Source organism: Oceanospirillum beijerinckii DSM 7166 (assembly GCF_000422425.1).
In the GTDB taxonomy this organism is placed as follows: domain Bacteria; phylum Pseudomonadota; class Gammaproteobacteria; order Pseudomonadales; family Halomonadaceae; genus Oceanospirillum; species Oceanospirillum beijerinckii.
On record NZ_AULT01000030.1, the window covers coordinates 57,569 to 78,598 of the forward strand.

Consider the following 21,030-nt stretch of genomic DNA (forward strand, 5'->3'; position numbering starts at 1 on the left):
CAGGAAAGCGCGTATTGCTCGTGTCTCTGTCTCGCGAGACTATATGATTCGAAATAACACTAACTCTTCCAATAAAACTATGCCGCGACGGCATGAGCCTGTTGATTACGTTTAAACGGGATATAACGGGCATTCGGTGCCGTGTGATTAATTCCTAACGCCTGAGCCGTTTCCTGATTGATCATCAAAGTGCCATCCGCTGCCATACGGGCCGGTGCCAGCATAACGCGGTAATCATTCAGGTTACCGTTGCTGAGCATATACATCTCATCCTGCTCCGTAATATCAAAGCTGATGCGTACCTGGCCCTGGTGACTGTCACGCACAGTATGCACTTCACCGACCGGACACTGTACCGATGGACCGCCATCAAACAGATCCACATAACCGGTAAACTGGAAACCCTCTTTTTTCAGCATATGCAGCGCAGGCGCGGAGGAGTCATTGGGCTTACCTATTACCTCACGGGCTTCTTGCGGTAACAGATCGATATAGATTGGATATTTCGGCATCAGATCGGAGATAAACTGCGTACCCTTCAAAGCTACCGTGTTCACCGCATCCTGGAACTCGATACCAAAGAACTGGCTACCTAAGTGCTGCCATAATGGTGAATTACCATTTTCATCCTGCCAGCCACGCAGCTCCGCCATCACGGTTTCACCAAAGCGTTCCGGGAAATCCGCCATGGTCAGAAAACGGGCACGGGACAGGAACTGGCCGACACCGGGCTTGCGGTATTCCGGCAGAACAAATAATGAACCCACTTCAGTCGCGCCAGTGTAATCATTCACCATGCTCAAGACACGAGCCTGACGGGTCACCGCCAGATCACTGCTGCTGCTCACCAAGGTAGAGACTTTGTAAGAGTAAAACGGACGATCCAAACCAATACCGGTATAGATCGCAGTGGTACCCACTACGCGACCCGATGCCGGATCTTCCAACACCATAAAATAGGTGCCCATGGGATCTTCTGCGCCTTGCGCTGAGAAGCTGCGTGTCGTGGCTTCTATTTTACTCAGCCATGCCGCTTCATCGGCTGGCATAGAGGTCATGCCACGACCCACGGCACGGGACAGCGCCATCAGATCATCGAGATCGCTCATTTGACAGGGACGAATTAACAACATAGCCATACCCAACTATTTACTGAAGTGATGAGGGTAATTTTAGTGTCATGTCTACAAAATGAGCTTTCTGATTTTCACTAAAAAGTGCAGATCCTGCAGCTATAATAAAATCGAGCCAAATAAAATTTGGCATCATGAAAGAAAGTTGCGAAACGCCATCGACAACGGCAAACTAGCGCAACTTAGCGTGTTTATCGCTGCAATCGTGCGTGATGAGTGATAGAAACAGGCTGAATATTCTTAAAAAAGCGCCCGTAGAAGGTTATCTTATGCAGCTTGACCGTATCAGCCGAAATATTCTTTCGATCCTGCAGCAGGAAGCCAGAATCACCAACCAGGATCTGGCAAACCGCGTCGGCTTATCACCAAGCTCCTGCCTGAATCGTGTCCGCAAGCTGGAAGAAGCCTGTCTGATCGGGCCTTATCTAAGCAATCTAAACCTGGCTAAGATCTGTCGTAGCGTGGAAGTGATCTGCACCGTCAGCCTGAAGGATCAGAGCACCGATGCCTTTCGTTCTTTCCAGAGTGCTGCCCAAAGCCATCCCGAGGTGGTGGAGTGTTATACCGTCAGTGGCAGCTTTGATTTCTTCCTGCGTATCGTAGCACCGGATATGGCACGCTATAACGATATCAACGATATGCTATTGGATGTACTACCGGGTATGGTCAATATCAGTAGCCATGTGGTGCTGACCAATGTGAAACCTTTCCGGGGTTATCCATTGGATGCTCTGCTGGAACAGACGCTTTAAGACAACCAGACGGACTTCCCCGTGGCCTATAAAAGATATATTATAAAAGAAAGTTAAAGATTGATTATTAATATTGCGAAATGGACTTTCCTGCAGCTAGCCTTACATTAAACCGAGCTGATACACAGGTCACTCCACATGATGTCCAGCCCTATTAAACGGATTACACACCAGTACAAAGTGAGCCTGATCTGGATCGCTGCACTGTTTATCTCATCCTTGTTCCTATTCGCGTCTCTGCTGTGGGAGTCCGCTGATACGATCAATCAGGAGGATGAGAAACATGTCCACTCATCCATTGAGGAAGATATTCAGCGCACCAAACGTCTGCTGCTGAATAATGTACGGGATTATGCTATTTGGGACAGCGCCTACGATCAGTGGATCAAACAGCAACAGCCTGACCGGGACTGGGTTGTGAGTAATCTGGGCACGGGGCTGTATGAAAACCTCAATGTCGAATGGGCTGCGGTTGTCAGTCAAAGCCAGGGGATACGTTTCAGCGCCTACCAGGGCAAAACGCACTCAACCGTTATGTCGCAAAAATTAGCACCATTAACACAAGCCTTATTGCGTCAAGGCAGTGACTTGCTGCTACTGGATAATAAGGTGTATGCCGTTGCATCACACCCGATATTAAAAGAGAGCGACAACCATGATGCTGCGGGTTACGGTGAAAGTTTTGTCTTTGCTACCCCGCTGAATACGGCAGAGCAGCATGAGCTTAAAACCCATATTGGTTATCAGGATCTGTACTTTTCCCTGCAACCGCCACCTTCCCATGCTTATTACAGCTTACAGGATAATCAAGGCAAGCAGCTCGGCTATCTGAACAGGCAACCTATGAAGCCCGGCAATCAATTCCTGCACCACCTTTTCCCTGGATTTTGCTGTTATTAACGGTTTTAGGTATTACGACAGGTTTGTTGTTCCATCGCCTGGTCAAACAGGGTCGGCACAGCCTGCAGGAGATGCAGGCTCTGGCCAATACCCGGTCAGATCTGGAAGAACAGCAGAAGGTGGTTCAAAACCTGCGCCAGCGCTTTCAGTACCAGGGTTCTCAACAAGCTTTCTTTCACACCCTCAGCCTGGAAGCCACCCGGCTGATCAAAGCAGATATCACGGCTGTCTGGCTACTGGATGATTCGGGCCATCAACTGGTCTGCCAAACCAGTAACTCTTCGATGACCCACGAAGCCTTTAATCTGAGTGAAGTTCAAACCTGTATCGAGCTGATTCAGGGCCAACCCGTAGTTGAACTGAATATGCCGGGTACAGACAGACCTGACTTGTTTTCTCATCAGGGTATGCTGAAACTGTTTCGCGAGTTTGGCTTACACAGTGCCCTGCTCACCGGCGTTTATCAGGGAGGGGAGCTACAGGGTGTGCTTACCTTCTGTCAGTACCAGCCAAGACAATGGAGTGATAGCGATAAGAATGCCGCCTCGGCACTGGCAGGCGTTACCGCGCAGTTTGCCGAAGCCTTTCAACGCCGCAAAGCCGAGGAAAATTTCTATCAGGAAACTCACTTTGATCAGGTTACCGGATTGCCCCAGCTGGCTCATATCGAGGACCAGTTTTCTCAAGAGACGGAGCATAAAGAAGGCTACCTGCTGATTCTGCGTCTTCATGGCCTGCATCTGATCAATGAATTTCATGGTGTAGAAGCCGGAGATGAAGTATTCAGAAATCTGGCCCAGCAGTGCCTTGCGATACTGGAGCCTCTGCCACAACAAAAACATCTGTTCCGCCTACCGGCTAATCGATTGGGTTTACTGTTGGAAGGCAGTCAAAGTGAGGCAGAGCACAGCGTTCAGTTATTGATTGATCTGGTCAGTGGCAGCACCTGGGATTATCAGCGCAAAAACTACACACTGAGTCTTCAGGCCGGTGGCGCGCACTATCCTTCCGATGGCCGCTCGCTGGAAGAGTTGCAGCATAAAGCCCGACTGGCACTGCAACATATCCGTAACCAGGCCGATAAACCCAATACATTCTCCTTTTATTCCCTCAACGTCAGCCGTGGACTAAAAGCCAGAACTCAGGCAATTCAGGAGTTACAACGGGCCATTGAACGTGAGGAGTTTGTGCTTTATTTTCAACCGCAATACAGCTCTGATAAGCGGATTGAGGGTGCGGAAGCATTGCTGCGCTGGCAACACCCTGAAAAAGGATTACTGGGGCCAGGGCACTTTATTACTCTGGCGGAAGAGACCGAGCTGATTGTACCTATGAGCCGCTGGATTCTCAGACAGGCCTGTCAGGTGCTGACCCGGTTACCCATCACCCTGTCTGTTAATATTTCGGTTCTGCAGCTGCGCCAGGCAGGCTTTGTGCGTGAAATTCAGGGGCTGATTCATGAATTTGACTTCCAGCCCCACCAGCTGGTGATAGAGATTGTCGAATCCATGATGGCTGATCCCGGTGCTGCCCGCCAGCTGAAAGCCTTACGCCAACTGGGAGTGCAGGTGGCACTGGATGACTTTGGCACCGGCTACTCCTCGTTAAGCTATTTACAGCACTTCGCGGTTGATGAGATCAAGGTGGATCGGTGCTTTATTAAAGCCCTGGAGGAGCAGGATGACGCGCCACTGGCCAGGACCATTATCGCAATGGCCCACAGTCTGAACTGCAGGGTGGTGGTTGAAGGGGTTGAGAACAAGGCTCAACTGGCCTTTTGCCGTCAGCACAAGGCCGACCTGATACAGGGCTTTTTCTTCGCAAAACCAGAACCCTGGGAGCACTTTACCGCACGGCTTGAAGCCTCGTTTCAGAACGACCACACCGCCAACGCTCATTGATAATGGGCTTGGCGGTTTGGTTATTGGTTTGGTATCGCTCAGATTTATAGCAGGATCAAATTTACAGCAGGAACAGTGTCGCTAAACCCAGGAAGCTGAGAAAACCGATAATATCAGTCACTGTGGTCAAAATCACAGCCCCGGACAAGGCCGGGTCGATACCCAGCTTTTTCAGCGTCAATGGCACCAGAATCCCGGATACCGCCGCCGCCAACAGGTTAAACACCAGCGCAACGGCAATCACCACAGACAGGCCGATATCGTTAAACCAGAACCAGGCCACCACAGCGACCACTAAAGCCCACACCGTACCGTTTAGCATGCCGACCGCCAGTTCCTTGGTCAGTAACCAACGGGTATTGCTGGAAGCGATCTGATTCAGTGCCAAACCACGGATTGCTAAGGTAAGCGTCTGACTACCTGCAATTCCCCCCATGCTCGCCACAACAGGCATCAATACCGCCAGCGCGACAATCTGCCCCAACGCCTCTTCAAACTGTCCGATCACCCAGGCTGCTGCAAAAACGGTAATCAGATTGATCCCCAACCAGACACCCCGGCGTTTTGCACTGGGAATCACCGGAGAAAACAGATCCTCTTCCTGATCCAAACCCGCACTTTTCATCACCTTGTCATCAGCATCACTGCGAATCGCCTCAACAATATCATCCAGAGTGATGCGCCCTAGTAACTGATGTTGATCATCCACCACCGCCATCGACATCAGATCCCGGCGATTAAACAAGGTAGTCACTTCCTGTTCACTGGCCTGGGCCCGGATCACTTCGCTATCACCGGACATCACATCAGAGATCAGCTGTTCCGGTGAAGACAGCAACAGCGTATTCATCGCCACCTTACCTAAAAAGCGGCCTTCATCGCTGGTAACCATCAGAGCATCGGTATGGGGCGGCAGGGTTTCATGGCGACGCAGCCAGCGCAGTACAACCGCAACAGATACATCGGGGCGAACCGCCATCACATCCGTAGTCATCAAACGACCAACGGTGCCCTCTTCATAGGACAGCACCTTCTCCAGGCGCAGACGGCGGTCCATATCCAGGGACTCCAGAATCAGATCGGTCTGATCCTTCGGTAGCTCCTCCAGGACAAAGGCCAGATCAGAGACCTCCATACTGTCTGCCGCCGCAACCAGCTCCTGCTCATCCATATCATTGATGATGCTGGAACGAGCCTCATCGTGCAGCCAGGTCAGGATCTCACCTTCATGCTCGGGAGGAATCAGCTCCCACAGATCCCGACGCTGCCCCGGAGGCATCGATTCCAGTAAATTTGCCACATCCGCGGCGGGCATATCCATCAGCGCGGCTTTCAGCACACTGCTGCTTTTATCTTCCGCCAGGTGGTTTAACACCCAATCCACTGAGCCAAATTCGATGCCGCTGCTTACCATAGAATCCTTGCCTTTTACTGTTGAACAATGAAAAACGTCTGTTCATAGACTGATTGTGGCCTATTAAAACGAAAGCGGGAGAGAAAAGATATGAGCAAACCGAATAGCCTGCTTTAGTCTGTGGCGCAGAGGAAACTGATACGCTGTATTAAAAACCGGATGGATAAAAGAGGTTTACCAACACAATCGATCAGCAAAGAAAAAGCCTCCACGATGGGCAGGTCGTGATGGCTCCTGGTTAGTCCTTTAACGTGCGATGTATCTAGTTCAGTCTCAAACTTTACTGCTCTAATGAGCCAGAAAAGTGGAACAGGCTAAAACCCAAGACAAAAAAGCCCCCAAATACAACAAACAACATAAAAAACAAGCAACCCCTTGATTTACAACAATATAAAACCGAAGCAATGCGACAAATACCATCGCTAATAAAAATTACTATTTCATGAACCATGAATGACATAACAAGCAACACACAAAAATCCTATATCAAAACTTTTAAATCAACCAAAGCTGATGTAGCATACAGAAAACACTTTATCTTTGTAAAAGCACATGACAAATTCAAAATATATTATATTTTTCATTGCCGCTATAATTATTACAACATCAACCTTCTCTTCAAATACCACATATGCGGGCATAAGATCCAAAGCGGCAGCAGCAATATTAGAAAAATCAATATCCATATATTTAAAGTCAAAGAAATCAAAAGTAAGAAACATAGCTTTAGACAAAGTATCATCAGTTATATCTAAAAACCCTATACTCAAAGAAAAAGCAAAACAAATCGCATCAAATATTTATAAAAAAAATCCCACCTTACAGAAACAATACTTTTTATTCCTAGATAGAATCAATGCTAAACAACAGCTTCTTCCTCCAGTAAAAAGAGCATTAAATAAAAGAAGCACACCAGGGGTAGCACATGGGATTGATACATTAAAAGCTGTAAAGCCTGGAAAAAGCTGGTTGCGAGGAAGTCATGGCAATGCGGCTCGATTTCCTAAGCAAATTGCTTCAAAGATGGCAAATAAGCAGTTCAGAAACTGGGACCATTTCCGCACAACATTTTGGAAACTGGTCTCCAAAGATAAAATACTCCGTAGTGGGTTCAGCTCATCAAATATCTCAAGGATGTCCCAAGGTTTAGCTCCAAAAGCTCACACATCTCAAAAAAACAAAGGCATTGACTCTTATTCTTTGCATCACATAAAGCCAATATCTCAAGGAGGTGGAGTATACGATATGAATAATATTTTAATCACATCCCCTCTGTACCATAATTCTTTTCATTGAAATTCAACTTTAATATATACATAGGAGCTATTTAGTGAAGGAACAGGAACCATCTCTTAACAGCCTATCGAATACCACATCATCCGCAAAATCCTTTACAAAAGATATAAATATCATTGCCCGATTTTATACTCAATATAAGTCAAATTCATTTGACTACCACATTGAAGATGAAGAAATAAAAAAACACATACCTAATGATGACAAAGAGCTTACAATTGAAAACCTAAAGCATAACAAACTACATAAAACGGGACTGCACGAATACAAATCAATCGCATTAAAATACAAAGACAAACTTTCATCATCAATAATAATAGATATCAAAAAAAGCAGAGATTTAAAGAAGCAAATAAAAAGCGAAATATCACCTTATATTGAAGATGAGCCCGAAAACAAAAAACCACCATTCACTATTGGAAAGCGGATTGAGGTCACAATACTAATAATACTATGTTTAATAATAGCATTCAGCGAAACAATTATGATGACTGGTTTTTTGATGAAAATAGAAGTTGATTATATGAACAAGGCGATCAACTACCTTTCAGATGATTTAAATATTGACAATGCAAAGGTTCTATATTTCCTAGGAGGGGCTATCATTCCTTTATCATCTGTTATAGCAACATTCACTTATTCAAATGTCAAGTATAAGAAAGGCTTCTCCAACTCTATCAGAATGAAGAGATTTTCATTCCACTTATTCTCCATTATTCTTTCAACCATAATATTTAATTCAATATACTCACTGTATAACAATAGAAAACCAGCATTTGGAGTGCCGCCTACCCTCTTTGAAACTATATTATCAACAATCGGTGGAACAGCATCTTTTCTTACTCTAATGCTGTGCTCTGTACTTGCATTATCTATAGGCACATCTCTAATTTTATGGATATTAAAGTCTCATAGCCCTATGAGCCTAAGAAACAATCCTGCATATATTGATATATGCAAAGAGCTTTCCGACATAGAAGAAATATATTCTGAATCACTAAGACAGTTAGCTAACATGGAGTCAATAGAAGAGAGGTATAACGCATTATCTCAGACTATACTTTCAGAATACCAATCAAAACACAGCAAACTTTTAAAAGCATATACAGAAAGAGAAGAACTCAAAGAGAGTATATTAAATGAAAAATTTTAGATATCTTTTTTTTACAGGAATGTTTTGTTCTTCGCTGTCTTTTTCAGCGACAGACTATATATTTTCAATACCTAACAATCCAACAAAGGAGTTCAAGACAGATATCATATATCCATCAATAGATATAATTATATCATCATTAAAAAAAGGTGACTCAGTAACCATCAGAAATGCGTCAAACAATGATGAAATATGTAGCATTGAGATAGAAAGCGAAAGCAAGGAAAATGCGAAAAATGCTGTCATACAAGAATGTGGAGACATACCAGAAATAAATAAAAATGGCAGCAACAACAAAATAAATATTGCAGGAGAGTTAAATGAATATTTTGACCTATTTGATCATAACGAAAACACAAAATGGTTTATTTTTGGTAGCGGATTGATTCGAAATGAGTACACCGACTTCAATGATGGCTTTCCATCAGATGCTCATGTAAAGGGTGATCTATGTATCGGTAGCACACCTTTCTGCCGTCTTGAAAAAGACAAAATACCGATTAATGCGTATTGGGTCTATCCTAAGGATGATCTTTCTTCTCTATCAGAAGAACATAAAAACAGCATAAATAGATTTTATACCTTAATGCTATCTGAGTCAGGGATTAATATTAGAGCAATAACAGATGATAGTAAAATAATCAAAAAACACAAAAAACTTAAGCCAATAAAAGTATCTCGATCAAAGTGGGCTGATAGTGAATCTATTCGCCATATTTCTATGCAGCCACCTAAAAAGTTTGAGTCATTAAAGAGTTTTAAGTGGGTTCATTTAATCAATGATACCGCAGGCCTTCAAACAACTGACCTAAAAACAAAAGAATACTATGAGCTAGAGTTTGATAAACCTTATAACATTAGAGAAATTTATATTAGAGAGGTCGATGGGGACTACAATCTTGATAAGGAGCGAAGATACAGAGTGCAGTTAATTAAGCACAGAGGATCATCTTTATTATTGGGTGATTACATCCCTTCATCAAACAATAGGCCTAGGGAAGAGAAAATCAAGGTATCTAGCACTGATTTATTCGAAAAAATCATAATAACACCAATTAATCAAAGCACGGGGCGATTTGATAACTTTGAAGGAGCCTGGCAAATAACTAACCTAAAATTCTTAGGAAAATAATAAAGCTGCTTTTAATATCTATTGTTTAACTTTCTAGTAAAAAGCCATCACGATGGGCAGATCGTGATGGCTGCTATATTAGTCCTTTAACGTGTTTCAACACGTGCAGGAAAAGCAGCTTTTCCAACACGTATTTGGCCTTTGACATCCCGCCGCTGGCCTATGCTCTTTTTCAGCAGAGCCTTTTATTGATCAAAAAGCTCTGCTCGGGTGGTTATACCCGCTGGAATGGATAGACAGAACCCAGACCCAGAATCTGAGTCAGCTCATCCAGCGCGGTACGTGATTCCATCAGCAGCTGAGGATCAGCCAGATCCGACTCCATCAGACGATCACGGTAGTGGCACTCCACCCAGTCATTCAGCGCTGCAAACAGGCTTTCGCTCATACGGGTAGACTGGTTAAACGCATTCAGCTCCGCTTCATTCATCGCCACACGCAGACGCAGACACGCTGGGCCACCGCCGTTGCTCATGCTTTGCTTCAGATCAAATACCTGCAGCTCATCAATGGGGCTATCGCCTGCTTTCAATTCACTCAGGTAACTCCACACACGCTCGTTATTGCGACACTCATCTGGGATCACCAGCAGCGTGCGACCATCAGGCAGACTCAGCAGCTGGCTGTTAAACAGATAACTTTGTACTGCATCCTGAACCGAGACTCGACTGTCCGGTACTTCCACTACATGGAAGCGACCGCCCATAGCCTCAGTCAGTTGCTGTTTTACAGCGGCCTGATCCAGAAATGCCTGTTCGTGGCAGAACAACAGATCACGGTTACCCACGGCAATCACATCGTTGTGGAACACACCGGCATCAATCACATCAGGATTCTGCTGGGCATAAACCACACCTTTCGCACTCAGACCGTGACTACGGGCCACCGCTTCTGACGCTTCCAGAGTATGACGGGCCGGGTACTTTTTAGGCTCCGGACGGCTGCCGTCAAAAGCACTACGACCGTAAACAAAAAACTCAACACCTGCTTCACCGTACTCATGGCAAAAACGAGTATGATTCGCCGCACCTTCATCACCAAAGTGCTCCACCCCCGGTAACGCTGGATGATGGGCAAAGTGCTTATCATCGTTAAACGTCGCCTGCAGAATGCGTCCGGTCGTTTCATGCTCAATGGAGCGATGGAACTTATTGGTCAGATTCGCCGGGGTAAAGTGCACCCGTCCATCGGCGGTATCTGCACTCGGTGATACTGTCGCTGCATTGGCGGCCCACATACTGGATGCGGAACAACAGGCCGCCAGAATACGGGGCGCTTGTTTAGCAGCGGCTGTCAGTACCTCAGCATCGGAACCGGTAAAACCCAGTCGGCGCAGGGTAAAGATATCGGGACGCTCCTGTGGTGCCAATACCCCCTGGTACATACCCATATCGTGCAGGGCCTTCATTTTTGCCAGACCCTGACGTGCCGCCAACTTAGGATTAGAGGCATTGGCCTGGTTGTTCTGAGACGCGACATTACCAAAGGACAAGCCGCTGTAATTGTGGGTCGGGCCCACTAAACCATCAAAATTTGCTTCAAATGCTTTCATTTCAGCGTTTACCTAATTCGGTGCTGACAAGGTAGTCTTCTATTCGAGCCACCTTGTGATTAACTGCCTGACAAGTAATACCCTTCGCGATAATTCGATAAACGCAAACGTAGATTTATAAATAAAGTACGTAGGTTGGATAAGCGAAGCGCCATCCGACGAGACTCTTGCATATCCAACCACTGTCGGAAGGCGCCTTGCGGCTTTTCCGACCTACAACCATTTATCGGAATGGGTAGAACGGCTTGCCCTTGGGTTTAAAAGGGACCTTGTTATTAGTCCAGCTTCAGACCTGGAGCCAGAGTCTCCGGCAGCTCTAAAGCACCGGCTTCGATACCGGCTACCGGGTATGCGCAGTAATCTGCGGCATAGTAAGCACTGGCTCTGTGGTTACCACTGGCACCCACACCACCAAATGGCGCGCTACTGGCGGCACCTGTCAGCTGTTTGTTCCAGTTCACAATGCCCGCGCGAATACGGTCATAGAAGTAGTTAAAGCGCTCTTCACTATCACTGAACAGACCGGCGGACAGACCGTATTGGGTGTTGTTAGCCTGACGAATGGCGTCATCAAAATCACTGTAACGAATTACCTGCAGCAGAGGGCCGAAATATTCATCATCCGGCAGCTCGGCAATCGCGGTGACATCAATCAGACCTGGAGATACCAGACCGGTACCGGCCTGCAGTTTTTCCAGCTTCAGCAGAGAAGTTGCGCCCAGCTCAACCAGCTTGGCTTGTGCCGCGACCATGCCATCAGCCGCAGCTTCGGAGATCAGACTGCCCATAAACGGCGTGTCTTCATCAAACTGACCGCCGACCTTGATCTGGCTTACGGCCTGCTGCAGTTGGCTCAGGAAGTTATCACCCCATTCACCGACAGGTACAAACAGGCGACGGGCACAGGTACAACGCTGACCGGAGGTGATATAGGCGGATTGAATGGTTTCATGCACCGCTGCTTTGGTGTCGCTGACCTGATCCAGAATCAGCGGGTTATTACCGCCCATCTCCAGCGCCAGAATCTTGCCTGGGTGACCGGCAAACTGCTCATGCAGCAGGTGACCCGTGCGGGAACTACCAGTAAAGAACAAACCATCCAGGTCATTATGATTAGCCAGTGCGATACCGGTCTCTTTTTCACCTTGAACCAGGTTCAGTACACCCGCGGGCAGACCCGCTTTTTCCCACAGTTCAACCATCTTATGAGCCACATGGGGGGTCAGCTCGCTTGGCTTCAGCACCACGGTATTACCCGCCAGCAGCGCCGGTACGATATGACCATTAGGCAGATGGCCGGGGAAGTTATAAGGACCAAAGACCGCCACGACACCGTGGGGCTTATGACGCAGTACCGCTTTGGCACCGGCCATATCACTGCTACGGGAACCGGTACGCTCGTTATAGGCTTTAACGGAGATTTCGATCTTGCCCATCATGGCACCGGCTTCGGTACGGGTTTCCCATAACGGCTTACCGGTTTCGGCTGCGATGGTAACGGCCAGCTCTTCTTTATGCTCTTCCAGCAGCTTGCCGTAACGACGTACGATCTCGGTGCGGGCCTCAAAACCCAGCAGCGACCATTCGGTGCTGGCGGCACGCGCTGCGGCGACGGCCGTTTCAACCTGCTCAGGAGATGCTGCACCGCCCGTCCAAACGGCTTCGCCAGTTGTTGGGTTGAGCGAACTAAATTCAGCACCAGAGCCTGCCAGCCACTGGCCATTAATAAACAGTGAAGTCATCTTAGAATCTCCTTCCGGAAGACAGGGGTACAACCCGTACGGTGTTGCCTTCGCAAATCTTTAAGGCGTCAGCCACCTCTTGGGGCAGGCCAACAACATGATTACCAACCAGCTCCAGTGCGGTCATACAGCAACGGAAATCACGGAAGTCCGTGGTACTGACCAGATAGCGCCCGCCTTCAGGCTGGTTGTCGATAATATGGGCTTTAACGTAGCGGCTTTCCTGAATCGCGCGGATATCATTGCTGCGGGATACCAGCGTCGGGCCACCGTCAAAAATGTCGATATAACCGGTGTAACGCATGCCTTCACTTTCCAGCAGCTTACGGGCTGGTGTGGTGGCTTCGTGGGTTTTACCGATCGCATCCTGAGCCGCTTTGGGTAGCAGGTTGGTATAGATGGTGTTTTTCGGCATCAGCTCGGCGATAAACACCTTATCCATAGAGGACAGCTTGTCGGCTTCAGCAAAATCCAGTGAAAAGAAATGACGGCCCAGACCTTCCCAGAACGGCGATACCCCCTTGTCATCGGAATAACCGCGCATCTCTGCGATCAGGTATTCGTTAAAACGCTGTGGGAACTCCGCCATAAACATAAAACGGGACTTGGACAGCAGGGCACCGTTTTTACTGTGGCGTGCTTCCGGACTTAAAAACAGCGTACACAGCTCGGAGTAACCCGTATGATCGTTGGAGATGGTCAGGGTATTGACCTGGTTGTACACGTTCAACTCACGGGATGCGTGTACCAACGTACCAACGCGGTAGTTGTACCAGGGATCGGACAGACCGACCGCCGCCTCGATACCGCAGATACCCACCACTTCGCCAGTGTCGGTATCTTCCATCACAAACAGATACAGCGCTTCCTGTGGAATAGAATCCGGGTTATAGGCGGCCAGCGCCGTTTCCATTTTGGCGGCCACCTGCTGGTCGTTATCCTGCAGAGAGGTAAAGCCGGGACCGGTCTTTCGCGCCAGTTCTCTCAGCGCGGCATGGTCTTCAGCCTGGATTGGGCGTACTACCATCATGGTCGGGTTCACTCCATCATCAAATTATGCAGGCAAAGGGAGGGCGTACCGGGCCTTTGCCAGCCGGTTAATTGGGGAAAATCTAATAAGTAGTATAGAAGTCGATAAGCGCTAGGGAGCATCCAACCAGAGCACGCGCATCCGGTCACCCGGCGCCAGCTGTAAGGTTTCAGCCTGAGCATGAGTCAATCGCTGGGGCTGTTCCGGATTCAGCGTCAGCATCAGGCTGCGGTATTGCTGCAACCCATCATTACTGATCAGAGCTAACCGGCCTTGAGCCACAGCTTCATCACTGATCTCAACCGTCAGGGATTGGCTTTGCACAATAGAGCGCACCGTGTCGGTACGGGCCTCCAGGGTTGGCCCCGCATCAAAAATATCCACGTAGTTGCGGTAGTTGAAGCCTTCCTCTTCCAGCAGTTGCTGCACCTCGACCATGTCCTCACGGGCTTTCCCCAGAGCGGCCTGTGCAGCTTCGCTTAGCAGAGGCACATAAACAGGATAGTGCGGCATCAGATCCGCAATAAAGCCCTTGGAATTAATCCCGGTCAAATAGTTGGCTTTATTGAAATCCATATTGAAAAAATGACGACCCAGGCATTCCCAGAACGGAGACTGATTGTTGTCATCGGCAATGCCTTGCAGCTCGACAATCAAGCGCGGAGCAAAACGTTCCGGGTGCGCGGCCATAAAGAGCAGGCGCGCACGGGATAACAGATGCAGATTGTGTTCACTGCGATGCCCCGCATCCATAAACAGAGTGTACAGACGTGACGCACCGGTATAGTCCTGGCACAGATGCAGTGCCGGAATCCGGTTGTGGATCTGCAGCTCACTGGATGCGTGTACCACCTCATCCATACGGTAGCTGTAGAAGGGACCACTCAGACCCACCGCCGCTTCAATACCGGAAACACCAACAATCTCGCCGGTCGTCGTTTCTTCCAGCACGAAGTGATAGCTTTCTCCCCCAGGACGTTCAACCGCCTTACGCAGCGACTGCTGGGTGTTGTTGATCAGCTCATTCAGGTGATCGCGGTTGGCCGGTAGCGTGGTCATGCGGCCACCAGAGATCACCGCCAGACGCTCCAGCCCCGGCAGATCATTAAACGTCAGAGGTCGAAATAACAGCATCAGTTTACTCCCAGCCAACTCAGATCATCACTGGTTGCCAGCTTCATTAGCATCAGGGCGCTCAGCTTGGCCCGCTCAGTCAGGCTTTTCACTTTCACATATTCATCAGCAGAGTGGATCTTGCCACCCTGCACTCCCAGCGTATCAATATTCGGGATACCTGCTGCGGCTAGGTTATTACCATCACAACAACCACCCGTCGGCAGATATTCGATGGTCATACCCAGATCCGCACCACAGGATTTTGCCAGCTCAAACAGCTTATGATTGGCTGGACTCAGCACCTTAGGCTTACGGGTAAAACCACCGTGCAGCTCAATCGACAGTCCATCACGGCTATTGATCTGCTCTAGGATCTCGGCCAGACGTGCTTCACACCAGGCTTCGTCTTCCGGCTTTTCCAGACGGATATTAAATTTGGACAGACACATGTCCGGTACGATATTGACCGCACCACCACCTTCGATAAAACCAGGATTGATGGTGACACCTTCACGCTGACCATTCAGATCATCAATCATGGCGACAAAGTCACACATAGCGCGAATGGCATTGCGGCCAAGATGGTGTTCACGACCCGCATGAGCGGCCTTACCCCGAGTGACAACACTAAAGTTACCGCTACCCTTACGCTCACCGGCCAGATTACCGTCCGGGAAGGAAGGCTCGTAGATCATACCCAGATGTACACGCTTCGCCGCATCAGCAATCAGAGGTGCGGAACCTTGAGAACCTATCTCTTCATCTGGGTTAAACAGGATCTCCCAACCGATACGCTCGGCCCAAGGGCTACGCTCCAGCGCTTCAATCGCTTTTAGCATCACCATAATACCGCCCTTCAGATCCGCGACACCGGGACCGTTCAGGGTTTCGTCATCTAACCAGGTGACTTTCTGGAAGGTGTGATCAATGGCAAATACTGTATCCATATGACCGCAGAAGAAGATCTGTAGCGGTGCTTCCGGGCGTTTACGGATACGTACCGCATCACCCAACGCATGTTCTTCCACCTCACCCTGAGCATTCACGCTCTGGAAAGGTGCAATGGGAAGAATCTCAACCTCACCACCTAACGGCTCACAGATCGCAATTAGCTCCTGACCGATACGATTCACACCGGCCGCATTCATGCTGCCGGAGTTAATCTCGGACAGCTTGATGGTGTTGCTCAGCATCTCATCGTATTGCGCATCCAGCCAGTTCAGCCAGGGGGTGAAATCTGTGCTCATTCTTCTCATCCTGTTTTCTTGGTTGTGTTTATTATTGATGAAGAAGACAAGACAATCTGTCAGTGAAGCGACCTTTTTTTTAAATTGCGGACACTATAAGCGCGCTTTAAAGGTCCGAATTTAGAAATAGGACAGGACGGAATGACGTTCTTTTAAAGTTTTAAAAGGGCTATTTGGAAAGTTGGAAAGAACAAAAGCAAAGAGAAGAAGGAAGAAAATAAGCAGACAAACCTCGAAACCAATCTCTAAAGCAAAACATCGAAGTCTGTTTGTTTCGCCAGGCACAAAAAATGACCACCTCCCAGGGGAGCGTGGCCATCTGCGATTAAAACAATAGTGTTTTAATGTTTAACTGACGCCTATTGGATCACGCTTCTTCCGCATTTTCCAGCACATTCGCAATGGCATCACCTAATTTAGCCATACCCTCACGGATATCGGACTCAGGGATGATCAGAGACGGTGCAAAACGCAGCACATTAGGACCTGCAACCAGCATCATCAAGCCTTGCTCGCGGGCGGCAGCCAGGAAGTCACCGGCTTTGCCGTGCCACGCTTCGATCAGCTCAGCACCGATCAGCAGACCGCTGCCACGCACTTCTTTAAAGATACCGAACCGCTCGTTCAGCTTGTTCAGCTCTTCATTGAAGATCGCATTACGCGTGTTCACACCTTCCAGTACTTCTGGCGTGTTAACAATATCCAGTACTTTTTCAGCGACCGCACACGCCAGCGGGTTACCGCCATAGGTGCTGCCGTGAGTACCAAAGCCCAGGCTTGGTGCCACTTTATCGCTGCACAGCATAGCGCCAATCGGGAAACCGCCGCCCAGAGACTTAGCAGTCGTCAGTACATCCGGGATCACACCGCTTTCCATATACGCATACAGATGACCGGTACGGCCAACACCGGTTTGAACTTCGTCAAATACCAGCAGGGCATTGTGCTGATCACACAACTCACGCACACCTTTCAGGAATTCAACATTACCCGGTACAACACCACCTTCACCCTGAGTCGGCTCCAGCACGACCGCACAGGTCTTGTCGGAGATCATCGCTTTCAGGGAATCCAGATTGTTGTACTCTGCGTGCTCAATAGCACCCGGCGCAGGCTCAAAACCTTCACGGTATTTCGGCTGACCACCGACAGAAACGGTAAACAGAGTACGACCGTGGAAGCCCTGCTTAAAGGAGATAATTTCGTTCTTCTCTGCACCTACGTTATCGTAAGCGTACTTACGTACCAGTTTGAATGCGGCTTCGTTGGCTTCTGCACCGGAGTTACAGAAGAATACTTTGTCCGCGAAAGTCGCATCAGTCAGCTTCTTCGCCAGACGCAGAGCAGGCTCGTTAGTGAACACGTTACTCAGGTGCCACAGCTGATCTGCCTGTGCTTTCAGAGTTGCAACCAGCTCAGGATGACAGTGACCCAGCGCATTTACCGCGATACCACCGGCAAAGTCGATGTATTCGTTGTTGTCCTGATCCCAAACACGAGAACCTTCACCACGAACCGGCACCATCTGCTGCGGGTTGTAGTTAGGCACCATTACCTCGTCAAACAGGGCGCGGGTTACTTGCTGTGTGGTCATAGCGATCTCTACCTCTTCTTACCAGTTCCACTGTGAACCGGTGCTTTATTGTCATCATCAGGCCAATCCGGGTCAGGTGTCATCAACATCACGGATTCCGACTGGCGATAAAATGTTCTCTCGACCTGTCGCTCAACAAAAACCCTGACCAGGCTTGAATTTATAAAACAAAATTCCTGGTTGGCGCAGATTGTCGTTGTATCAGCCTTGCTAATCAATGCTTATATACAGTATCGACAAAACGGCTGCGGGATAACAGAGACAGATTTTCAGTAGCGCGACACAAACTTGCTCTCAACTGACATTTAGCGCACAGTGCGCAGCCTTTGTTTTTGTAAACGGGTATTCTCACCCTGTAATTATTCTGTCTGATGGATTTATTCAGGAGATTTTACTCTTGTCAGGCTCCAGCACCCAATATCAAGCCGTTACTGCCGCTAAGCCCGCAACCTTGCGTTATGGGTTTCTGCTGTTGCCTAACTTTTCCCTGATCGCCTTTTCCTCTGCGATTGAGCCCTTGCGCATGGCGAACTGGGTCACCGGTGAAGAACACTATGAAACCGTACTGATCAGTCATGATGGAGAAGCGGTAGCCAGTAGCTTCGGAGTGAAAACCCTGGTGGATTACAGCCTGGATGAGATTCCTCCACTGGATGCGATCTTTGTCTGTGGCGCCAGCCCTATCGCCCGAACCGGCAATGAAGCGATTATCGCCTGGCTGCGTAAACAGCGAACCACGGGCATTGCACTGGGCGGTATTGGTACCGGCTCTTATCTATTGGCCTGTGCCGGTCTGCTCAATAACCATAAGGCGACTATTCACTGGTGGGATATGGATAGCCTGCGCGAAGACTTCCCCCATACTCAAGTAACCAACAATCTGTTTGAGATCGACGGCAAACGCTACACCTGTAGCGGCGGCACCGCTGCGATGGATATGATGCTGTTTCTGATCAGCCAGCGTCACGGTATGGATCTGGCCGCTTCGATCTCAGAGCAGTTTGTCTGCGAGCGGATGCGCACCAGCGACGATCAACAGCGTATCCCACTGAAAGCCCGTATCGGTGTCAGCCAACCCAAGTTGATTGAAGCGGTTCAGCTGATCGAAGCCAATATCGAAGAGCCGTTAAGCGCCGACGATCTGGCCCGTCATGTGGGTGTTTCCCGTCGTCATCTGGAACGGCTATTTAAGAAACACCTGCAAACCGTACCCTCCAAATACTACCTGGAACTGCGCCTGGAAAAAGCGCGTCAGATGTTACGGCGCAGCGATAAACCCGTACTTCAGGTCGGTCTGGCCTGCGGCTTCTCCAGTGCGTCTTATTTCAGTACCGCCTATCGCAATCATTATGGTCTGACACCGAGGGAAGAGCGTAAACGCCTGCAGGAAGGCGAGCATCAGGACAGCCCTATGACCGGCGTCAGCCGCTCTGTGCTACTCAAAAACCACTGACGTTTTTATCCTGCTGACTTTTCCGGGTCGCACTTTGTGAACTCAATGGCCGATTTTTAAAATAACCTGCCCCGGTAATTTGTTACTTTCACACTGAGATCAGCTAACCCTGATATTTATTACGGGTAAAGGCCTGTCAGCACACTGACATGATCAGACACTCAAAAGTGATCATCTAGCAGCCTACCCCGGCGGGTCTTGTCCTCCCGCCACGAACATTACGTTATCGCCCAGCGGTAACCGCTCATAATAATGTTCCACTATCTGTCCGGCGCTCTGCTCACCCAACACCTGGGAGAACAGAGAAAACAAGAATCAGAGAGAACAATAATATGCCTGAGAACAGTGCAATCAGTCTTACAAACATCCATAAATCCTTTGGCGATCTGGAGGTTCTGAAGGGTATTGATCTTCAGGCTCACGAGCACGATGTGATTTCTATTATCGGCTCCAGCGGTTCCGGTAAAAGTACCTTCCTGCGTTGTATCAATCTGCTGGAAACACCGACAGAAGGCGAGATCTGGATTACCGGTGAGAAGCTGGCTTTAGGCCGGGGTAAAAACGGCGATCTGGAATCCACTGATCATAAACAACTGGCACGTCTGCGCTCCAAAGTCGGTTTTGTTTTCCAAAACTTTAATCTCTGGCCCCATAAAACCCTGATCGAAAATGTGATTGAAGGCCCCACCCAGGTACTGGGTCAAAGTAAGGATCAGGCCATGGCTTACGCCGAAGAGTTAATGGCAAAAGTCGGTCTGTCCGAACGGAAAGATTTCTATCCTTCTCAGCTATCCGGTGGTCAGCAACAACGTGTCGCCATCGCCCGAACTCTCGCCATGGACCCACAGGTATTGCTATTTGATGAACCTACCTCCGCACTGGACCCGGAACTGGTCGGCGAAGTACTGGGCGTAATGCGTGATCTGGCTCAGGAAGGCCGTACCATGCTGATCGTGACCCACGAAATGGCCTTTGCCCGCGAAGTCTCCAACAAGATTATGTTTCTGCATCAGGGCCGTGTCGAAGAGTTTGGTTCACCGGAACAGGCCTTTGAAAACCCGACATCTGAACGCTGTCGCGAGTTCTTATCCAGTATCTACTGATCCCAAATAACACTTATCACATGCACATACCTCGGCCTGATTCTTCAGGCTGCCGGTGATGTGTGACTTGAATAAAGTGCAATCGGAAAAAGCACGGGCGAAAAGAACACGAGTTATACCAATCCTGATAAGTTGCTGTAGATACCATCTCTCCAAATCACCTTCAACAGCTCTTTTAGGCTGATTGAGGGTGATATTCGCTTTGATGCTTTACAACACCAAAACAAATTTGAACAAGCTTGCGCATACCTGCGCACAGGGCCTGCATTTTACTTTTACCCTTCTCTACTAAACGCTTAAATTGATGTCGAATATCTGGGTTATGTTGTAAACAACTGACTGCTGCCATATAGAGCTTTGCTCTTATTTTGGCTGGCCCCTGCTTACTTAAACGGCTTCTTCCTTTCCATTGCCCTGATTGCTGGATACGAGGCACTAAACCCAAATAGGCCGCTACTTGTCCCGCATCTGTAAATGATCGACAGTGTAATACATACAGCATCAGGCGCGAG

General features: G+C 48.5%; 17 protein-coding genes. 8 read left to right on the plus strand and 9 right to left on the minus strand.

The window, feature by feature from the left end:
• Window positions 1-77: 77 nt before the first annotated feature.
• Complete coding sequence (locus H579_RS0110075) at window positions 78-1,133, minus strand: arginine N-succinyltransferase (protein ID WP_028300573.1); 1,056 nt, start codon at window positions 1,131-1,133, stop codon at window positions 78-80.
• 269 nt (window positions 1,134-1,402) lie between these two features.
• Here H579_RS0110075 and H579_RS0110085 point away from each other — a divergent pair, with 269 nt between their 5' ends.
• From H579_RS0110085 to H579_RS0110095, 3 genes are all read left to right on the plus strand, one after another.
• Window positions 1,403-1,885 (plus strand): Lrp/AsnC family transcriptional regulator, encoded by a 483-nt coding sequence (locus H579_RS0110085; RefSeq protein ID WP_028300574.1) that lies wholly within the window; start codon window positions 1,403-1,405, stop codon window positions 1,883-1,885.
• Between the two features lie 138 nt (window positions 1,886-2,023).
• Window positions 2,024-2,785: a CHASE4 domain-containing protein gene (locus H579_RS0110090; RefSeq protein WP_028300575.1), complete on the plus strand. Its 762-nt coding sequence runs from the start codon at window positions 2,024-2,026 to the stop codon at window positions 2,783-2,785.
• Between the two features lie 23 nt (window positions 2,786-2,808).
• A complete protein-coding gene (locus H579_RS0110095) occupies window positions 2,809-4,686 on the plus strand; it encodes a sensor domain-containing phosphodiesterase (RefSeq protein ID WP_211224700.1) in 1,878 nt (625 codons plus the stop codon).
• Window positions 4,687-4,747: 61 nt separating this feature from the next.
• Here H579_RS0110095 and mgtE read toward each other — a convergent pair whose 3' ends face one another.
• On the minus strand, window positions 4,748-6,100 hold the full coding sequence (gene mgtE, locus H579_RS0110100) for a magnesium transporter (protein ID WP_036565990.1): 1,353 nt from the start codon (window positions 6,098-6,100) through the stop codon (window positions 4,748-4,750).
• A 552-nt stretch (window positions 6,101-6,652) separates the two neighbouring features.
• Here mgtE and H579_RS0110105 point away from each other — a divergent pair.
• The 3 genes from H579_RS0110105 to H579_RS0110115 are packed head-to-tail and all read left to right on the plus strand — an operon-like array spanning window position 6,653 to window position 9,681.
• Window positions 6,653-7,396, plus strand: a complete 744-nt coding sequence (locus H579_RS0110105; RefSeq protein ID WP_028300578.1) for an HNH endonuclease signature motif containing protein — start codon at window positions 6,653-6,655, stop codon at window positions 7,394-7,396.
• 34 nt (window positions 7,397-7,430) lie between these two features.
• Complete coding sequence (locus tag H579_RS0110110) at window positions 7,431-8,549, plus strand: hypothetical protein (protein ID WP_028300579.1); 1,119 nt, start codon at window positions 7,431-7,433, stop codon at window positions 8,547-8,549.
• Window positions 8,536-9,681, plus strand: coding sequence for a hypothetical protein (locus tag H579_RS0110115; RefSeq protein ID WP_028300580.1), 1,146 nt, complete (start codon window positions 8,536-8,538; stop codon window positions 9,679-9,681). The genes H579_RS0110110 and H579_RS0110115 overlap by 14 nt, the downstream gene beginning before the upstream one ends.
• A gap of 214 nt (window positions 9,682-9,895) precedes the next feature.
• Here the strand turns inward: H579_RS0110115 and astB are convergent, their stop codons facing one another.
• From astB to H579_RS0110145, 6 genes are all read right to left on the minus strand, one after another.
• A complete protein-coding gene (gene astB, locus H579_RS0110120; RefSeq protein ID WP_028300581.1) occupies window positions 9,896-11,233 on the minus strand; it encodes an N-succinylarginine dihydrolase in 1,338 nt (445 codons plus the stop codon).
• Window positions 11,234-11,508: 275 nt separating this feature from the next.
• Complete coding sequence (gene astD, locus H579_RS0110125; RefSeq protein WP_028300582.1) at window positions 11,509-12,975, minus strand: succinylglutamate-semialdehyde dehydrogenase; 1,467 nt, start codon at window positions 12,973-12,975, stop codon at window positions 11,509-11,511.
• Window position 12,976: 1 nt separating this feature from the next.
• A complete protein-coding gene (astA, locus tag H579_RS0110130; RefSeq protein WP_028300583.1) occupies window positions 12,977-14,005 on the minus strand; it encodes an arginine N-succinyltransferase in 1,029 nt (342 codons plus the stop codon).
• 111 nt (window positions 14,006-14,116) lie between these two features.
• Entirely contained in the window at window positions 14,117-15,139 is a 1,023-nt protein-coding gene (locus H579_RS0110135) for an arginine N-succinyltransferase (RefSeq protein ID WP_028300584.1), read from the minus strand.
• Complete coding sequence (locus H579_RS0110140; protein ID WP_028300585.1) at window positions 15,139-16,368, minus strand: hydrolase; 1,230 nt, start codon at window positions 16,366-16,368, stop codon at window positions 15,139-15,141. Before H579_RS0110140 ends, H579_RS0110135 begins: the two co-directional genes overlap by 1 nt.
• Before the next feature lie 367 nt (window positions 16,369-16,735).
• Window positions 16,736-17,962: an aspartate aminotransferase family protein gene (locus H579_RS0110145; RefSeq protein ID WP_028300586.1), complete on the minus strand. Its 1,227-nt coding sequence runs from the start codon at window positions 17,960-17,962 to the stop codon at window positions 16,736-16,738.
• A 397-nt stretch (window positions 17,963-18,359) separates the two neighbouring features.
• Between H579_RS0110145 and H579_RS25165 the strand changes: the two genes are divergently transcribed.
• Together H579_RS25165 and H579_RS0110155 are read left to right on the plus strand one after the other, a co-directional pair.
• Window positions 18,360-19,415: a GlxA family transcriptional regulator gene (locus tag H579_RS25165; protein WP_245583248.1), complete on the plus strand. Its 1,056-nt coding sequence runs from the start codon at window positions 18,360-18,362 to the stop codon at window positions 19,413-19,415.
• Between the two features lie 332 nt (window positions 19,416-19,747).
• Window positions 19,748-20,518: an ABC transporter ATP-binding protein gene (locus H579_RS0110155; RefSeq protein WP_028300587.1), complete on the plus strand. Its 771-nt coding sequence runs from the start codon at window positions 19,748-19,750 to the stop codon at window positions 20,516-20,518.
• Window positions 20,519-20,693: 175 nt separating this feature from the next.
• Here H579_RS0110155 and H579_RS0110160 read toward each other — a convergent pair.
• On the minus strand, window positions 20,694-21,030 hold a 337-nt coding region (locus H579_RS0110160), incomplete at its 5' end, for an IS110 family transposase (protein WP_036566011.1).